Genomic DNA, 14735 nt, shown 5'->3' on the forward strand with positions numbered 1-14735 from the left:
AGCCGGCTGGCATTCTTCCGGCAGGCAGCAGAAAGGCCGGCACCCTTGACGGGGTGCCGGCCTTTCTTTGCGATCAGTCGCGGGTGAGGCGGCGGTGCGTAACGCGGTGCGGCTTGGCCGCATCGGGTCCGAGCCGCTCTACCTTGTTCTCCTCGTAGGATTCGAAGTTGCCCTCGAACCAGTACCACTTGGCGGGGTTTTCCTCGTCGCCTTCGTAGGCCAGGATGTGCGTGGCCACCCGGTCCAGGAACCAGCGGTCGTGCGATACCACCACGGCGCAGCCGGGGAACTCCAGCAGCGCGTTTTCAAGGCTGCTGAGGGTCTCCACGTCGAGGTCATTAGTGGGTTCGTCAAGGAGCAGCAGGTTACCGCCCTGTTTGAGGGTCAGCGCAAGGTTGAGGCGATTGCGCTCACCACCGGAGAGCACACCGGCCTTCTTCTGCTGGTCCGGGCCCTTGAAGCCGAAAGCGGCAACGTAGGCGCGGGACGGCATTTCGACCTGGCCCACCTGGATGTAATCGAGGCCGTCGGAAACAACTTCCCACAGGGTCTTGTTCGGGTCGATGCCGCCGCGGCTCTGGTCAGCGTAGGAGATCTTGACCGAATCGCCGATCTTCAGCTCGCCGCCGTCGAGCGGCTCCAGGCCAATGATGGTTTTGAACAGCGTGGATTTGCCCACGCCGTTGGGGCCGATGACGCCGACGATGCCGTTGCGGGGAAGCGTGAAGGACAGGCCGTCGATCAGGGTGCGGTCGTCGAAGCCCTTCTGCAGGTTCCTGGCTTCCAGGACCAGGCCGCCCAGGCGCGGGCCCGGCGGAATCTGGATCTCTTCGAAATCAAGCTTGCGGGTGCGGTCAGCCTCGGCTGCCATCTCCTCGTAGCGGGCCAGACGGGCCTTGGACTTGGTCTGGCGGCCCTTGGCGTTGGAGCGCACCCACTCGAGTTCCTCGGTGAGGCGCTTGGCCTGCTTGGCGTCCTTCTTGCCTTGGACTTCCAGGCGGGCACGCTTCTTCTCCAGGTACGTGGAGTAGTTGCCTTCGTAGGGGTACAGGTGGCCGCGGTCAACCTCGGCGATCCATTCCGCGACGTGGTCAAGGAAGTACCGGTCGTGGGTGACGGCTAGGACTGCGCCGGCGTAGCTGGAGAGGTGCTGTTCCAGCCACAGCACGCTCTCGGCGTCCAGGTGGTTGGTGGGCTCGTCCAGGAGCAGGAGGTCGGGCTTCTGCAGCAGGAGCTTGCAGAGGGCCACGCGGCGGCGCTCACCGCCGGAGAGCAGTGTCACGTCCGCGTCCGCGGGCGGGCAGCGGAGGGCGTCCATGGCCTGCTCAAGCTGGGAGTCGAGATCCCAAGCCTCCGCGGCGTCAATGGCCTCCTGCAGCTGACCCATTTCTTCGAGCAGAACGTCGAAGTCAGCGTCGGGGCTGGCCATTTCCTCGGAGATCTCGTTGAAGCGCTGGATCTTGCCGTAGATCTCGCCAACGCCTTCCTGGACGTTGCCCAGGACAGTCTTTTCCTCGTTCAGTGGCGGTTCCTGCAACAGGATCCCCACGGTGTAGCCGGGGCTGAGCCGGGCCTCACCGTTGGAGGGGATGTCCAGGCCGGCCATGATCTTCAGGATGGTGGACTTACCGGCACCGTTCGGGCCAACAACACCGATTTTGGCGCCCGGGAAGAACGACATGCTTACGTTGTCAAGAATGAGTTTTTCGCCAACTGCCTTGCGGGCATTGGTCATTGTGTAGATAAATTCCGCCATGGTTCCAAATCTAGTGGGTTGGCGGGCTTAACTCACATTCGAGGCGTCAGGCAGCCGCCCCCACGAAGCACTTGCCGCTGGCGAGGACCGGCAGAACGATAACGGTGACCGTACCATCGCGGACCTGTCCCACCACGCAGTCCGTGCCCTGCAACACAGCGGCCTCAATGGCATCAGCTTCCAGCCCGGTAGGCGTCCGGCTCGCCGACACTTCGAGCGCCGGCGGGGAAATCCCTGCGCCGGTCAGGGCATCTGTCACCTGGGCTGTGGCTGGCTTTGGTGTCCCCGCCGCCAGCTTCCCCAGCGCATCCGTCACAGTCTGTTTCATCGCCACGATGGCCGGATCCTCCGCCGGGGACGTGGCGGCCGGCTGGGTGGAGCCCGTGGTTGCCAGCTCCGAGGGGGTTGCCACTTCGCCGGGCGTGGCAGCGCCCGTGCCGGTCGCCGTTGGGGATCCGCCGGCGCAGGCTGCAAGCGCAAGAACCATCAGGAGGCTTCCGGCGAGCGCCGCGGGCGCCCGTCCCGCAGACGGCCCAAGCCGACGGGATGGGGTGGTCCGGCTGGTGATGGGGGTTGCCTGCCGGTTGTCCGTCGCGCGATTCATGCCGCCATTCTGCCACGCGGCCAAGCCTGGGACGGAACGGTCCCGGCGCGGCCGGGCTGCCGGCACCGGGCCCGCCCGCGTCCCGTGCGGTATCCAACGCCAGCACTTTCAGACGGTGGCTCCGGCGAGCTCGCCTGTTTCAGCGTCCACCGGAATGTGGTTGCCGTCTGCATCCTCGTGGAAGACTCCCAACGCTGCAGCGTCGTCATCCGTGTGCTCCCCGTCTTCCGGGTCTCCGCCGTCCTCGTCAGGATCAGCGGGGCCGACGCCGCTGCCGTCCGCTGACGCCTCCTGCCCTGCCGCGCCGTTGTCTGAGACGAGGTGCAGTCCGGTGTCGCTGGTACGGATGTAGTTGGCCGAACCACGCTTGAGGTCGTGACCCACGGAATCCGCATCGATTTCGGCCGAATGGTAGACCCGGCCGTCTTTCTCCCAGCTGCGCAGCTTGAGCCGGCCAACGACGATGACGCACTGGCCCTTTTTGATGCTGCAGGCCATGTTCCCGGCCAGCTGACGGTAGCCCTGGACGTTGAACCAATTGGTGTGGCTATCCACCCAGGTACTGGTAGCCCGGTCAAAACGCCGCGCCGTTGAACCGAGGCGGAACGAGGCGGTGCCAACGCCGCCCGGAGTCGTGGAGGTCTTGATATCCGTGGCAACGAAGCCCCGGAATGTTTGGTAGTCAGTCATCATCATGTCCTGTCTCGAAAGGTAGCGCCTTAGCGGCAGAACCAGCTTCGCGCGGACAGGACCGGGCCGCGAGGGACAACTTCGCGTATGTGCACAACCCTTCCCGAAACTGCCTTGTTGAGGAGAAGTACCGGCAGCGCGCGACGCTGACGCTGCTGCGCGTCGGGGCAATGTAGACTTTTGATGCGCCGGATCTACGGTCGTGGCGCCACGTGCCCCAGTAGCTCAGGGGATAGAGCAGCGGCCTTCTAATCCGCCGGTCGGGGGTTCGATTCCCTCCTGGGGCACCATCGTGATGAATCGGGCCATCGTTATACGGATGCGCCGGTCAGCGAAAACACCCCCGGTCCTCGGACCGGGGGTGCTTCTCGTTGTGTGACTGGTGTGAAATTGCCGTTTCTCAGGCGTACGGAAGCACCAGCTCCGCGTAGCGCTCCTTGACCTTGGAAAGGACGATGTTGCCGTCCAAGTCCCAGATCTCCTGATTGAAGATTTCGACTTCTATGTCGCCGGTGTACCCGGCATCCCTGACCCAGGTGCCGATGGTGGCGAAGTCAATGACGCCGTCGCCCATGTATCCGCGCGACAGCAGCGGATCGGCCGCTATGGGCATGTTGAAGTCGCACACCTGGTAGGAGGCGATGCGGTCTTCCCGGCCGGCGCGTTCAATCTGCGCCTTCAGCTCCGGATCCCACCACACGTGGAAGGTGTCGACGGCGACGCCAACATCCTTCGTGTCGAACGGGGCCGCAAGATCCAGGGCCTGGCCCAGGGTCGAAATGACGGCGCGGTCCGCTGCGTACATGGGGTGCAGGGGTTCGAGCACCAACCGGATGCCGTTCTCCGAGGCGAACGGGACAAGATCGGCGAGGCGGTCGGCGACGCGCTGGCGGGCTGCCAGCACGTCCTTCTCCCCGGGCGCCAGCCCGCCGACCACCAGGAAGAGTTCCCGGGTGTCCAGCGCCGCAGCTTCGAGGACGGCCGCGCGGTTGTCCGCGAGTGCGGCGGCCTGGCCTTCGGCGTCGGGCGCTGTCAGGAAGCCGCCGCGGCACAGGGAGGAGACCCGGAGGCCGGCGTCCTTGATCAGCTTGGCGGCCTTGTCCAGCCCCGCTTCTTTAACCCGGTCGCGCCACGGGGCGATCGCGGGGATTCCGGCGCGGACACAGCCATCAACCACTTCGGCAAGCGTCAGCTTCTTGGTGGTGGCGCTGTTCAGGGAAAGCCGTAGAAACGGGGACGGTTCTGAATTAGATGTCATACTCCCACTCCGTTGATGCGCAGGTAGTATGACATCCGGAATGCGGCGAGCGCCGGGTCCTTCAGCAGCCCTGCCTGGTCGGCCAGTTCGAAGGTCTTGGCCAGGTGGCAGACGGAGCGGCCGGAGTGCAGGCCGCCCACCATCTGGAAGCCGGGCTGCCTGCCGTTGAGCCAGGACATAAAGGCGATCCCGGTCTTGTAGTAGAACGTGGGGGCGCTGAAGATGTGCTTGCCGAGCTCGCGGGTGGAGTCCAGGATGGCGCGCGCTTCCTCAGCCTTGCCAGCGTCGTAGTTTTGCAGTGCAACCGATGCGGCAGGGTAGATCGCCGCGAAGATGCCCAGCAGCGCGTCCGAGTGGTGGCTGCCGTCGCCGTCGATCAGTTCCGGGTAGTTGAAGTCGTCGCCGGTGTAGAGGCGGACGCCTTCCGGCAGGGCGGCGCGCAGGGCAACCTCATGCGAAGCGTCCAGCAGGGACACCTTCACGCCGTCCACCTTGGCGGCATGCTGGCGGACCAGGGACAGGAACGTCTCGGTCGCGGCAGCGACGTCGTCCGAACCCCAGTATCCGGCCAGCGCGGGATCGAACATGGTTCCGAGCCAGTGCAGAATGACGGGCTGGTCCACTTCCTGCAGCAGCGTCGAATAGACGTGCAGGTAGTCGTCCGGACCGTTGGCCACGCGGGCCAGCGCCCGTGAAGCCATGAGGATGATCTTGGGTCCGGCTTCACTGACGACGGCGATCTGCTCGCGGTAGGCGTCCAGGACAGCGGCGAGTCCCGCGTTGCCGGTGGGCAGTGTGGCGAGGTCCAGCTGGTCGGTGCCGGCGCCGCACGAGACGAGATCGCGCACAGTTTTCCCGACGCTAGCGGGGCCACCGGCGGTCACCACCGATGCGGCCTCCACACCGGTGCGCTTGATGAGCTGCTGGGTTGCGGCCCAGTCCAGGCCCATTCCGCGCTGGGCTGTGTCCATGGCGTCCGCAACACCCAGGCCGTAGGACCAGAGTTCGTGCCGGTACGCCATGGTGGCGTCCCAGTCGAGGCTGGCCGGGGCACCTGGCGTGTTGTCGGCCAGGACCTCGGGAATGACATGTGCGGCGGCGTAGGCACGCCGAGACGTGAGCGGGGCGGTGGGGCGGGCCCACGACACGCCGCCCTGGAGGCGGTACTCGCGGGTGCCGCCGTCGTGGGTGGGAAGGATCAGGGAAGTCATCAGAGCGTGATCTCCGGGATGTCGATGGTGCGGCGTTCGTCGTTGGACTGCAGGCCCAGCTCGGCGAGCTGGACACCGCGGGCGGCGGACAGCAGGCCGAAGCGGTGCTCCCGGCCCGCCACGACATCGCGGAGGAATTCCTCCCACTGCAGCTTGAAGCCGTTGTCCAGCTCGGCGCTGGCGGGGACTTCCTGCCACTGGCTACGGAAGGATTCGGTGACGGGCAGGTCAGGGTTCCAGACCGGCTTGGGGGTGTGGGCGCGCTGCTGGGCGACGCACTTGTTCAGGCCCGCAACGGCGGAACCGTGCGTGCCGTCGATCTGGAATTCCACGAGTTCGTCGCGGTAGACGCGGACAGCCCAGGAGGAGTTGATCTGGCCGATGACCGGCTCGCCCGCCGGCGTTTCGAGTTCGAAGATGCCGTAGGAGGCGTCGTCGGCGGTGGCCTTGTACTCCTTGCCTGCCTCGTCCCAGCGGGCCGGGATGTGGGTGGCGGTCTTTGCGTTGACGCTCTTGACCTTGCCGATGATGCCTTCGAGGACGTAGTTCCAGTGGCAGAACATGTCCGTGGTCATGCCGCCGCCGTCTTCCTTGCGGTAGTTCCATGACGGGCGCTGCGCTGCCTGCACGTCGCCCTCGAAGACCCAGTAGCCAAACTCGCCGCGGATTGACAGGATGCGGCCGAAGAAGCCTTCGTCCACCAGGCGGCGCAGCTTGACCAGGCCCGGCAGGTACAGCTTGTCGTGCACAACACCGGCAGTAACGCCGGCCTCCTTGCCGATGCGGGCCAGCTCGATGGCCTCTTCGAGGGATTCTGCCGTGGGCTTCTCGGTGAAAATGTGCTTGCCGGCGAGCATGGCCTTCTTCAGGGTGGCGGCTCGGAGGCTGGTCATGGAGGCATCAAAGATGATGTCCACTGACGGGTCGTTGATCACGGAATCAAGGTCCGTGGTCCATTCGGCCACCTTGTGCAGTTCTGCCAGCTCGCGGATCTTCGCTTCATTGCGGCCGACCAGGATCGGCTCCACCTGGACCTTGGTGCCGTCCTCCAGCGTGAAGCCCCCGGCGTCGCGGATGGGAAGGATGGAACGCAGCAGGTGCTGGCGGTAACCCATCCGGCCGGTAATGCCGTTCATGGCGATACGGATCGTCTTTGTTTCGAAGCCCATGTGTCCTCCACGGTGAGTGAGTAGTGTTACTCAAACGGTACTGGGAAAGCGCATTCCCACTCCGTTCATCATGCACCTCTCCCCTTCGGGTTGGCAAGCGCTTTCCCAAAGTATCCTCAGACTGCCATACTGAAAGCGGCGCTAACGGCGCTGAAAGTCTGTACGAACGGGAGAAGTTGTGGCTGCAAGTACCCTCACCGAGGTGGCCCGGCTGGCGGGCGTGTCGCCGGCCACCGCCTCCCGCGTGCTGAACGGCTCCGCCCGGATACCCGGCAAGGATATTGCGGACCGGGTGCGCCAGGCCGCCGAATCCCTCGGCTACATTCCCAACGCCCAGGCGCAGGGGCTGGCGAAGTCCAGCTCCGGGCTGATCGGGCTGATCGTGCATGACATTGCCGATCCGTACTTCGCAGCCATTGCCCGCGGCGTCCAGGATGCCGCGAGGGAACAGCACAAGATGGTGCTGCTGGCCACCACCGAGGGCGCTCCGGACAGTGAGAAGGAGGCCGTGGCTGCCTTCGCCGCACGCCGCGCCGATTCCATCGTGATCGCAGGATCACGGACCTCCCGCACCGAGGACCTGGAAGGCAACACCGAACTCGCTGCGGAACTGGACCGCTACTGCCGCAATGGCGGCCGCGTGGGCGTGATCGGCCACGGGATTGTGGGGGCCGCGGCAGCGGACGGCTACCACGTGGTGAGTGTTCCCAATGAGGAGCTGGCCGCGCAGCTCGCAACTGAGCTGGCCGCGTCGCGGGAAGGAGACTTCGTCATCGTCGGCGGCCCGGAAGGGCTGTTCACCTCCGACGACCGGATCCGTGGGTTCCAGCGCGGCCTTGCCGGCGCCGGCCTCCCTGCTGCGGACGTCATCCGCACGGACTTCACCCGTGCGGGCGGCTTCGAGGCCGGCCTCGCCCTGGCTGCACGGATCACAGCGTCCCAACCCGGGACCGAGACAAAACGGCTCTGCATCTTTGCAGTCAACGATGTTATGGCCATCGGGGCCGCCGCCGCGCTGCGCTCCCAGGGACTGCGGATCCCGCGCGACGCCGCCGTTGCCGGTTTCGACGATATTGAGACTCTGCGCGATTTCCGGCCGGCCCTCTCCACGGTGCACCTTCCCTTGGAGGAGATCGGACGGCAGGCCGCCAGCAGGGCAGCCGGACCGTCCGCCGACGATGCCGGTTCGCCCCGGATAACCGGCCAGGTCATACTCCGGCGCAGCACCGAAGTGGCACACCCGAGCAGAGCCGAGTCGGTGGCCTGACCAGAATGACTGACGGGCACGTCCCCGGCCTGACGACGGCCGCGGCGCAGTGGAACGGCGTCGAGCGCTTGTTCAGCCGGCCCGGTGAGCCGTCCCGCTGCTGGTGCCGGTTCTTTGCCCTCACGGGTCCGGAGTACTCCGCGCTGGAGCCGGCCGCCCGCAAGGCACAGTTGAAGGAAAAGTTCGACGGCGGCTCCCCAGCCCCCGGCGTCCTCGCCTTCGTCGACGGTCAGCCCGTGGGCTGGTGTGCCGTGGAGCCCCGGACCTGTTATCCCCGAGTGCTTCGCTCCCGCAGGCTGCGGCTGGCTGAGGAACCAGGGCCGCCCGATTCCGAAACAGCATCACCGGATGCGTCCGGCTGGGTGTGGTCAGTGACCTGCTTCGTGGTCGCCGCCGGCCACCGCCGGAGCGGCGTGGCAGCCGCGCTGCTGCGCGCCGCCGTCGAGCATGCCCGGCTCAATGGTGCCAACGTTGTGGAAGGCTACCCGGTGGACCGCGAGCAGCGGCCCAAAGCGGGACCCGCAGACCTTTACCACGGCACGCTTAACCTCTTCCTGCGCGCCGGGTTCACCGTAGTCAGCAGCGCCGTCCCAGGGCGGGCCGTGGTGCGCCTGAGCCTCACCGGACCTAAGGGAGCGTAAGGATCAGCGGGCCATCGGCAGTGATGGCCACTGTGTGTTCGCTGTGGGCAGCCCGGCGGCCGTTGGCGGAACGCAGCGTCCATCCGTCGTCGTCCTGGTAGTAGTCGTCCTTGCTGCCCAGGATCAGCATGGGCTCGATGGCGATGACCAGCCCCTCGGTGAGCTTGATCCCCCGTCCCGGCCTGCCGTCGTTGGGCACCGGCGGTTCGGCGTGCATGGTGCGGCCGATCCCGTGGCCGCCGTGGTCAGCCAGCAGACCGTAGCCCGCCCGGCGCGCGGCGCCGCCGATCGCGTAGGCAAGATCGCCCATTTTGTTGCCGATCCGGGCTGCCTCGATCCCACGGGCCAGGGCGGCATCCGTGGCATCAATGAGGGCCTGGTCCACAGGATCCGGTGTTCCCACAATGAAACTGACGGCCGCATCGCCGCACCAGCCCTCCAGGAATGCCCCGCAATCAACGCTGAGCAGATCACCGTCCTGGAGCTCGTATCCGTCGGGGATTCCGTGGACCACAGCGTCGTTCACACTGGTGCAGATCACGCCGGGAAACGGAACTGAGGCCCAGCGCGGGTGGTAGTTCAGGAAGGCCGGTGTGGCTCCCGCTGTGGCAATCGTCTCGGCGGCCAGCGCATCGAGGTCACGCAGGGTGACACCCACTCCGGCCGCCTCACGCACCGCCGCCAGCGTATTGGCCACCACCCGCCCGGCTTCGCCCATGAGCGCAATCTGCTCGGGAGTCTTGATCATGGACATGCAGGGAACCTCCGACGTCGGGTGGCACGGTCCAAGGGAACGTGCAGTTTGTCTGGTCTCACTCTAGAGCCGTCCCGCTGAGGACGGACCGGCCGGCCTTCACGCCGCCGTCACCTCGCTAAAGTTGCACCATGGACCGAATGTCGCCGAATGACGAATCGCTGGACACGGACGCACCGGTCACGGAAGGTGCGGTCACGGAGGCTCCGAACCGCGAGTTGCTGGATGCCGTCCGCGCGGCGCTGCGGGAGCGGACGGACCCGGTGCGGGCCGCCGGAGCGCAGGCGTACATGAAGTCCGCCCTTCCGTCACTTGGCGTCAGGGTCCCGGAAGTCAGGCGGCTGGCGCTGGCCGCTGCCGCCGCCCATCCCTTGACGTCGGCGGGCCAGTTGCGGGCCACGGTGCTTGAACTCTGGCGCGGCTCCACAGTCCGCGAGGAACGCTATGCGGCCATTGACCTGACGAGCCTCCGGTTGGTGGCCCGTGACCAGCTGATGCTCCCGATCTATGAGGAGATCATCCGCACCGGCGCATGGTGGGATTTCGTGGATGGGGTGTCGTATCGTATCGGCGGGCTTCTTCAGGCCCGCCGGCCCATGATGACCGAACTCCTGCTGGCCTGGAGTATAGACCAGGACTTCTGGATCCGGCGATCGGCCATCACCTCGCAGTTGAAGGCCAAGGCCAGCACGGATCAGGACCTGCTACGGGCTGTCATTGAGCCGAACCTGGCGGACCCGGAGTTTTTCATCCGGAAGGCCATTGGCTGGGCGCTTCGTGAATACGCCAAAACGGACCCGGAGTGGGTACACGATTTCCTAGTGGAAAAGGGCACGCGGTTGAGTCCGCTGTCCCGGAAGGAAGCCTTGCGGCATCTGGAACAGGGCACGACGGCGGGAATCACCGGCGCCGGATAACCGCGCCTGCGGAGACTAGATAACGGGGCGTTCGGTCACCGGTTCGGCCGACTTCCGGAAAAGCCTTTTGGTGTCTGGATCCATGAAGATCAGGTACATGGCAAAAAGCAGGCCGGTAATCGCCGCCGCGAAGCGGGCCAGCACCAGGGCAAGTCCCAGGTCCTCGGTCTGGAGGTAGGGAAATACCTCCAGCTGGTCAGAAATGGCGTAGATCATGAAGAACGACACGATGAAATACAGGGCCTTGACCTGCCAGTCATTGCGGATGCCTGTCACCGCGAACAGCGGGATGAGCCACACCACGTACCAGGCCTGGATCATCGGCGCCAGCACCACAATGGCCGCAAAGCCCAAGGTGAGGCGGCGGATCAGCCGCTCATGCTCACCCTTGAAGATCTGGAAGGCGACGATGCCTACCGCAAGTATTTTGCCGGCGTCGAACACCCAGTCTGCGAGCGTCCACCCGTCGAGGCCGAAGGCATTCGAAACGGAAGCGACCACCAGCCCCACCAGGCCCACCGGCGCGTACCAGATGAAGAGGCTGCCAGGGGCTGACAGCCCGTTGATCCAGCCGAAACCGAAACCATTGACTAGGCTCAGGCCATACAGAATGGCCAGGCTCAGCCCTCCCGTCAGTCCCCAGAACAGGAATTTCCGCGGCCAGCCTGCGTTCTTGCCTGCCCAGATCAGGCCGATGAACGGCAGGAAAACGATGGTGATGGGCTTGACGGCGATGGAAAGGGTGACGAGGACTATGCCCAGCACCACGCGTCTGGTGGCCGCGTAGTACAGTCCGGCAAGGGCTAACCCGATCATGAGGGCATCGTTGTGGACACTGGCGATGAAGTTGGTGAGGAACAGGGGGTTGGCCGCGGTGAGCCACAAGGCGCGGTGCGGATTGACTCCGTGAAGCTCTGCCAGCTTTGGCACGTAGATGACGCAGAGGACCACACCAAACAGCGCAACGAGCCTGAAAAGCATCACGCTGGCCTCGGGCTGGACGTTGGTGGACCACACCACAAACTGTTCAATCCATAGGAACAGCTGGCCGTACGGCACGGGAGCTTCAGTCCACTGTTTGTCAGCGCCAAGCTGGAAATAGTTGGACAGCGCCGAGATGCCGTTCTCGTAGGGGTTGAACCCCTCCACCATCAGCCTGCCCTGGCCAATGTAGGCATACACGTCGCGGCTGAACAGCGGGACGGTGAACATCAACGGCAGGCCCCATGCTGCGATGGCCTGCAGCGTGGCCTTTCGCGCCGCCGGCCCCCACACGCGGACCCGCTGGCCGAGCCTCAGCCAGGAGCGGACCAGGAGCATGCCGCCTACCGCAACCAGCACGATGGCCAGGGCAACACCGATGGCCTCCGTCCGCATCCAGATAAAGATCGGTACGCGGCGGAGTTCGGAAACTGGGGCCAGCCAGCCGACGCCGAGGGATCCGAACACCATAAGGACCGAGCCGACAAGACCGGCAAGGATGGGGGACCTGGCGTTATCCACTTGTGCCGCAGCGGGCTCCGGGATCACGCTGGCGGCCATATCCCCCGTTGCAGGCAAAGGCGCCGTCATCTCAGGATCGTCCAATCTCTTTACACTCGGCGCTTCAGTCCCGCGGGCGGCGGTGGCCGCCCGGGCCGCGCAGGCACAGCACAGCGGCAAAATCCTCGCCCCCATGTACCCGAAATCCTAGCATCGGACGGTTACGCCGGAGCTAAACGGTAGGCTGGTCCGGTGCCTATATCTAACGAACGCATCGTCTGGATCGACTGCGAAATGACCGGCCTGGACATCAAGAACGACGCCCTGATCGAGGTGGCGGCGCTGGTGACGGACTCAGAGCTCAACATTCTCGGCGACGGTGTGGACGTGGTGATCAAGCCCGAGGACACTGCCCTCGCCCAGATGAACGACTTCGTGAGGGACATGCACACCCGGTCCGGGCTGCTCAAGGAACTGCCGCACGGCAAGACCATGGCCGAGGCCGAAGCCGCCGTGATGGAATACATCGAAAAGTGGGTGCCGGACCCGCGCAAGGCACCGCTGGGCGGCAACTCCGTGGGGACCGACCGCGTCTTCCTATCCCGTGACATGCCGGCCGTTGTGGAGCACTTGCATTACCGCGTGATCGACGTGAGCACCATCAAGGAACTCTCCCGACGCTGGTTCGCCCGGGCTTACTTCCAGTCCCCCGCCAAGAAGGGCGGCCACCGCGCCCTGGGTGACATCCAGGATTCCATCGACGAGCTCCGTTACTACCGCGAGGCGGTTTTCGTTCCGGCTCCTGGGCCTGACAGCGTCACGGCCCGCGAAGTCGCCCAGCGCATCACTGCCTCGCCGGGCACAGCAGGTATTCCGAAAGAGTAATCTGCCCCACGTTTGGCGGAAATTTTCGCAAAAACCCCAAAAGTGGCGCAAGCACCCTCAAACAGCAGGTAAGCTATTTGAGTTGCCTTTCCAGAGCACCGGACCGCCGGGAAATCTGTGGGGCACATGGTGGGCTTAGCTCAGTTGGCAGAGCGCCTGGTTGTGGTCCAGGAGGTCGCGGGTTCAACCCCCGTAGCTCACCCTCATAGGGCGGCAGTAAAAGCCGTCCACTTGGAGGCCGTACCGGATATCCGGTACGGCCTCCATTTTTTTTGCATAACCGCCGGCGCCACGCCGCACGCACGAAGGGCCGCCTGACATGACAGTTCTGCCAATCACCGTCTGGGGTGAACCGGTGCTGCACCGCCGCGCCGCCGAGGTGGAGGTTTTCGACGACGAACTGCGCACCCTGATCGCGGATATGTTTGAAACCAACGAGGCCGCCAACGGCGTGGGCCTGGCGGCGCCGCAGGTTGGTGTGGGCAAAAGAATCTTTGTGTACAAGTACGCCAATGACGACGGCGCTCCGCCCATCGGGGTCCTGGTAAACCCGGAGCTGACCCTGTCCAAGATCTCTGGCGCGCTGCCGGACCCCGAGGAAGAGGAAGAGGGCTGCCTCTCCTTCCCCGGCGGCGCTTACCCGCTCAAGCGTGCGGAGTGGGCGCGGGTGGAAGGATTTAACGGCCATGGGCAGCCGGTGGAGTTCGAAGCGACCGGCTGGTTCGCACGGGTCATCCAGCACGAATACGACCACCTCGACGGAAAGCTCTACGTCAACCGTCTGATTGACCGCTATGCACGGAAGGCCATGAAACTGGCCAAGAGGAGCGGCTGGGGCGTGCCCGGCCTGACCTGGATGCCCGGCGTGGATCCGGACCCGTTCGGCCACTGAGCCAACGCATTACCTCGCGGTAATGGTTGGCTGGTCCGGGCAGGAGTCCAGGACGCGCTTCATCGCATCCTTCTCCGGCTGCGTGACCCACAGTCCATAGGATGCCTTCACCGAGATCTGGCGGGCCACGTAATGGCAGCGGATGTTCTTGTTCTTCGGCAGCCAGGTGGCGGCGTCGCTTGCGCTCTTCTGCTGGTTGGCGGGACCGTCCGCGGCGATGAGGTTTATGGGATCGTTGGCCAGGCTCTGGCGCTGCTGCGGGGTCAGCCCCTGTGCGCCTTTCTGCCACGCGTCTCCGAGCGCCACGACGTGGTCGATCTGGATTTCCTTGCTGCTTTCAGGGCCACGCCGGAACTCCACGGCTTTCCCCGTGTACGGCTCATGGATGGACCCTGACACTACCTTGCATTTGGACCCCTCTGTGAAGCCCACAGCCGTGAGGTCCCTGCGGAGGATGTCGTTGCGGGTGTCGCAGCCGTTCCGGTCGACGTCCAGCCAGGCCTGCCCGAAGGCCTCCCGCTGGTAGTTGTCCTTGGGGGCCCGTCCCTTGACGGCAAGCCGCTCGAGGGCGTCCAGGGCACTCCCCTGCGGTACAGCGTGCACGGGGACCACGGGTTTCATCCAGGTCCCGTCGAAAACAGGCGCCTCGCTGGGCCCAGCGATTGCTGGTTCTGCCGCTGCGAACTGGCCCGCGGTGAAAAACCACCCCGCGGCGCCCACTGCAGACAGTGCCAGCACGGCCAGGAGGGCCCAGGCCTGCCTCGAGCGGCGGCGGGCACCGCGGTAGGCACGCCAGCTGACGGTCACGGGCAACCAGCCCTTCTGGAAATGTGATGCACCAGAAGAGCCTAGGCCACCCCACTGACACCCAGGCGGTTATCCACAATGGGGAGGAAGAGTGGCGCGGGTACGCCGCCTACTGGCAAGACCGGCTACTGCTCCCGGGCTACGCGGCGCAGATCCTCTTCGGCAACCTGGAGGAGCCCTTCGAGCTGGCGCACCCGGTCCGCGCCGACGTCGCCGGAAGCCCGGGACGCTCGCGCCTGCTCCAGGAGCCTGATGGCTTCTTTATGGTTGGCCTTGGCGACGTCGAGGGCGTGTTCAAGGGTGGTCTCGTGGAGAGTTTCGTTATCCATGCCACCAGTGTGGTCCCGATTCCCGGCTGATTCCAGCGAATCAGCCGGGAATGTCGGGCAGCCAGCCCGGCAG

The 14735-nt window shown here is 65.3% G+C and carries 15 protein-coding genes and 2 tRNA genes; 7 read left to right on the forward strand and 10 right to left on the reverse strand.

Going from position 1 to position 14735, the window contains the following annotated elements; genetic code table 11:
• Positions 1 to 73 precede the first annotated feature (73 nt).
• From ettA to NG696_RS18110, 3 genes are all read right to left on the reverse strand, one after another.
• Positions 74 to 1756, reverse strand: coding sequence for an energy-dependent translational throttle protein EttA (ettA, locus tag NG696_RS18100; protein ID WP_058932192.1), 1683 nt, complete (start codon positions 1754 to 1756; stop codon positions 74 to 76).
• Positions 1757 to 1802: 46 nt separating this feature from the next.
• The gene (locus NG696_RS18105) at positions 1803 to 2360 is read right to left on the reverse strand and encodes a DUF6993 domain-containing protein (protein WP_252565751.1); all 558 of its coding nucleotides are present in this window, start codon (positions 2358 to 2360) and stop codon (positions 1803 to 1805) included.
• Between the two features lie 108 nt (positions 2361 to 2468).
• Positions 2469 to 3050 (reverse strand): single-stranded DNA-binding protein, encoded by a 582-nt coding sequence (locus NG696_RS18110; RefSeq protein WP_252565754.1) that lies wholly within the window; start codon positions 3048 to 3050, stop codon positions 2469 to 2471.
• A 214-nt stretch (positions 3051 to 3264) separates the two neighbouring features.
• Here NG696_RS18110 and NG696_RS18115 point away from each other — a divergent pair.
• Positions 3265 to 3340: transfer RNA gene (locus NG696_RS18115), tRNA-Arg, on the forward strand.
• Positions 3341 to 3450: 110 nt separating this feature from the next.
• Here the strand turns inward: NG696_RS18115 and NG696_RS18120 are convergent.
• The 3 genes from NG696_RS18120 to NG696_RS18130 are packed head-to-tail and all read right to left on the reverse strand — an operon-like array spanning position 3451 to position 6688.
• The gene (locus NG696_RS18120) at positions 3451 to 4308 is read right to left on the reverse strand and encodes a sugar phosphate isomerase/epimerase family protein (protein ID WP_252565756.1); all 858 of its coding nucleotides are present in this window, start codon (positions 4306 to 4308) and stop codon (positions 3451 to 3453) included.
• Positions 4305 to 5519, reverse strand: coding sequence for a dihydrodipicolinate synthase family protein (locus tag NG696_RS18125; protein WP_252565757.1), 1215 nt, complete (start codon positions 5517 to 5519; stop codon positions 4305 to 4307). The genes NG696_RS18120 and NG696_RS18125 overlap by 4 nt, the downstream gene beginning before the upstream one ends.
• Complete coding sequence (locus NG696_RS18130) at positions 5519 to 6688, reverse strand: Gfo/Idh/MocA family protein (RefSeq protein WP_252565760.1); 1170 nt, start codon at positions 6686 to 6688, stop codon at positions 5519 to 5521. The genes NG696_RS18125 and NG696_RS18130 overlap by 1 nt, the downstream gene beginning before the upstream one ends.
• 178 nt (positions 6689 to 6866) lie before the next feature.
• Between NG696_RS18130 and NG696_RS18135 the strand changes: the two genes are divergently transcribed.
• Both NG696_RS18135 and NG696_RS18140 read left to right on the forward strand, forming a co-directional pair.
• Positions 6867 to 7955 (forward strand): LacI family DNA-binding transcriptional regulator, encoded by a 1089-nt coding sequence (locus tag NG696_RS18135; RefSeq protein ID WP_252565763.1) that lies wholly within the window; start codon positions 6867 to 6869, stop codon positions 7953 to 7955.
• A gap of 5 nt (positions 7956 to 7960) precedes the next feature.
• Positions 7961 to 8596 (forward strand): GNAT family N-acetyltransferase, encoded by a 636-nt coding sequence (locus NG696_RS18140; protein ID WP_252565765.1) that lies wholly within the window; start codon positions 7961 to 7963, stop codon positions 8594 to 8596.
• Here the strand turns inward: NG696_RS18140 and map are convergent.
• A complete protein-coding gene (map, locus tag NG696_RS18145; RefSeq protein ID WP_252565768.1) occupies positions 8583 to 9350 on the reverse strand; it encodes a type I methionyl aminopeptidase in 768 nt (255 codons plus the stop codon). The genes NG696_RS18140 and map overlap by 14 nt on opposite strands.
• A gap of 140 nt (positions 9351 to 9490) precedes the next feature.
• Between map and NG696_RS18150 the strand changes: the two genes are divergently transcribed.
• Positions 9491 to 10267: a DNA alkylation repair protein gene (locus NG696_RS18150; protein WP_252566142.1), complete on the forward strand. Its 777-nt coding sequence runs from the start codon at positions 9491 to 9493 to the stop codon at positions 10265 to 10267.
• Between the two features lie 15 nt (positions 10268 to 10282).
• Here the strand turns inward: NG696_RS18150 and mptB are convergent, their stop codons facing one another.
• Positions 10283 to 11839, reverse strand: a complete 1557-nt coding sequence (gene mptB, locus NG696_RS18155) for a polyprenol phosphomannose-dependent alpha 1,6 mannosyltransferase MptB (protein ID WP_252565771.1) — start codon at positions 11837 to 11839, stop codon at positions 10283 to 10285.
• A 162-nt stretch (positions 11840 to 12001) separates the two neighbouring features.
• Here mptB and orn point away from each other — a divergent pair, with 162 nt between their 5' ends.
• The 3 genes from orn (at position 12002) to def (ending at position 13526) form a co-directional block, all read left to right on the forward strand.
• Positions 12002 to 12634 carry an oligoribonuclease gene (gene orn / locus NG696_RS18160; RefSeq protein ID WP_308291986.1) on the forward strand — a complete coding sequence of 211 codons (633 nt, stop codon included), beginning with the start codon at positions 12002 to 12004 and terminating at the stop codon, positions 12632 to 12634.
• 129 nt (positions 12635 to 12763) lie between these two features.
• Positions 12764 to 12836, forward strand: a tRNA-His gene (locus tag NG696_RS18165).
• Positions 12837 to 12953: 117 nt separating this feature from the next.
• On the forward strand, positions 12954 to 13526 hold the full coding sequence (def, locus tag NG696_RS18170) for a peptide deformylase (RefSeq protein ID WP_252565774.1): 573 nt from the start codon (positions 12954 to 12956) through the stop codon (positions 13524 to 13526).
• A 9-nt stretch (positions 13527 to 13535) separates the two neighbouring features.
• Here the strand turns inward: def and NG696_RS18175 are convergent, their stop codons facing one another.
• Both NG696_RS18175 and NG696_RS18180 read right to left on the reverse strand, forming a co-directional pair.
• A complete protein-coding gene (locus NG696_RS18175) occupies positions 13536 to 14333 on the reverse strand; it encodes an HNH endonuclease family protein (RefSeq protein ID WP_252565777.1) in 798 nt (265 codons plus the stop codon).
• Positions 14334 to 14458: 125 nt separating this feature from the next.
• Positions 14459 to 14662, reverse strand: coding sequence for a hypothetical protein (locus NG696_RS18180; protein WP_252576301.1), 204 nt, complete (start codon positions 14660 to 14662; stop codon positions 14459 to 14461).
• Between the last annotated feature and the right edge of the window lie 73 nt (positions 14663 to 14735).

Origin of the sequence: Pseudarthrobacter cellobiosi (assembly GCF_023913755.1) — a bacterium.
GTDB lineage: Bacteria > Actinomycetota > Actinomycetes > Actinomycetales > Micrococcaceae > Arthrobacter > Arthrobacter cellobiosi.

Bases quoted from the DNA above. Each gene is read 5' to 3' on its own strand.
- ettA (WP_058932192.1), bottom strand. From the start codon at position 1,756: ATGGCGGAATTTATCTACACAATGACCAATGCCCGCAAGGCAGTTGGC.
- NG696_RS18105 (WP_252565751.1), bottom strand. From the start codon at position 2,360: ATGAATCGCGCGACGGACAACCGGCAGGCAACCCCCATCACCAGCCGG.
- NG696_RS18110 (WP_252565754.1), bottom strand. From the start codon at position 3,050: ATGACTGACTACCAAACATTCCGGGGCTTCGTTGCCACGGATATCAAG.
- NG696_RS18120 (WP_252565756.1), bottom strand. From the start codon at position 4,308: ATGACATCTAATTCAGAACCGTCCCCGTTTCTACGGCTTTCCCTGAAC.
- NG696_RS18125 (WP_252565757.1), bottom strand. From the start codon at position 5,519: ATGACTTCCCTGATCCTTCCCACCCACGACGGCGGCACCCGCGAGTAC.
- NG696_RS18130 (WP_252565760.1), bottom strand. From the start codon at position 6,688: ATGGGCTTCGAAACAAAGACGATCCGTATCGCCATGAACGGCATTACC.
- NG696_RS18140 (WP_252565765.1), top strand. From the start codon at position 7,961: ATGACTGACGGGCACGTCCCCGGCCTGACGACGGCCGCGGCGCAGTGG.
- map (WP_252565768.1), bottom strand. From the start codon at position 9,350: ATGTCCATGATCAAGACTCCCGAGCAGATTGCGCTCATGGGCGAAGCC.
- NG696_RS18150 (WP_252566142.1), top strand. From the start codon at position 9,491: ATGTCGCCGAATGACGAATCGCTGGACACGGACGCACCGGTCACGGAA.
- mptB (WP_252565771.1), bottom strand. From the start codon at position 11,839: ATGACGGCGCCTTTGCCTGCAACGGGGGATATGGCCGCCAGCGTGATC.
- def (WP_252565774.1), top strand. From the start codon at position 12,954: ATGACAGTTCTGCCAATCACCGTCTGGGGTGAACCGGTGCTGCACCGC.
- NG696_RS18180 (WP_252576301.1), bottom strand. From the start codon at position 14,662: ATGGATAACGAAACTCTCCACGAGACCACCCTTGAACACGCCCTCGAC.